General features: G+C 33.3%; 1 protein-coding gene and 1 pseudogene. One reads left to right on the top strand and one right to left on the bottom strand.

Translation table 11 applies throughout. The features are described 5' to 3' along the window. A partial coding sequence (locus tag DMP16_RS10540) for a TATA-box-binding protein (protein WP_143577247.1) occupies window positions 1-395 on the top strand: 395 nt, incomplete at its 5' end. Here the strand turns inward: DMP16_RS10540 and DMP16_RS11170 are convergent. Then, window positions 384-700, bottom strand: a pseudogene (locus tag DMP16_RS11170) (ATPase); the annotation flags it as partial. The gene DMP16_RS10540 and the pseudogene DMP16_RS11170 overlap by 12 nt on opposite strands.

The following is a 700-nucleotide window of genomic DNA, read 5'->3' as shown; positions in this document are numbered from 1 at the left end:
AAATGGTAGTTACTGGAGCCAAGAGTACAGAGGAGTTAATAAAAGCTGTAAAAAGAATTATAAAAACTCTCAAGAAATATGGTATAAAAATTATAGGTAAGCCTAAGATACAAATGCAAAATATCGTAGCCTCAGCTAACTTACATGTTCACGTAAACCTAGATAAAGCTGCCTATTTGCTAGAGAACAATATGTATGAACCAGAACAATTCCCCGGTTTAATATTCAGAATGGATGAACCCAGAGTTGTTCTATTAATATTCAGTAGCGGTAAGATGGTAATTACAGGGGCTAAGAGAGAAGACGAAGTATCCAAGGCTGTAAAAAGAATCTTCGACAGATTAAGTGAACTTGACTGTATAAAACCGGTAGAGGAAGAAGAATTAGAGCTTTAGTAGGTTAATTAAACCGTTTACTACATTTTTGCTCTTAACCCCCTTTATACCTCTTTTTTCAACTTCTCTAGTGAAGAATGAAGTATAAATTTCTGAATTAAACATCCCGCCGAAATAATATACAGTGTTTGAATGAACAGAATTACAAACTACTCTAACAATACTAGACAGTGATGATATACAACTACTTAGTATATTGATAGCCTTTCTATTATTATTCTCTACAGCTTTTAGTAGATTATTTGAAAAATTAGCTATTTTTGCCTGATCACAAGAGTTCTCGTACAGAAATCTGACCAACTCCT

The sequence above is a fragment of the Sulfolobus sp. B1 genome, assembly GCF_007050195.1.
In the GTDB taxonomy this organism is placed as follows: Archaea; Thermoproteota; Thermoprotei_A; order Sulfolobales; family Sulfolobaceae; genus Saccharolobus.
The sequence above is the reverse complement of the archived record's forward strand: the minus strand, read 5'-3'. Positions and strand labels throughout refer to the sequence as shown.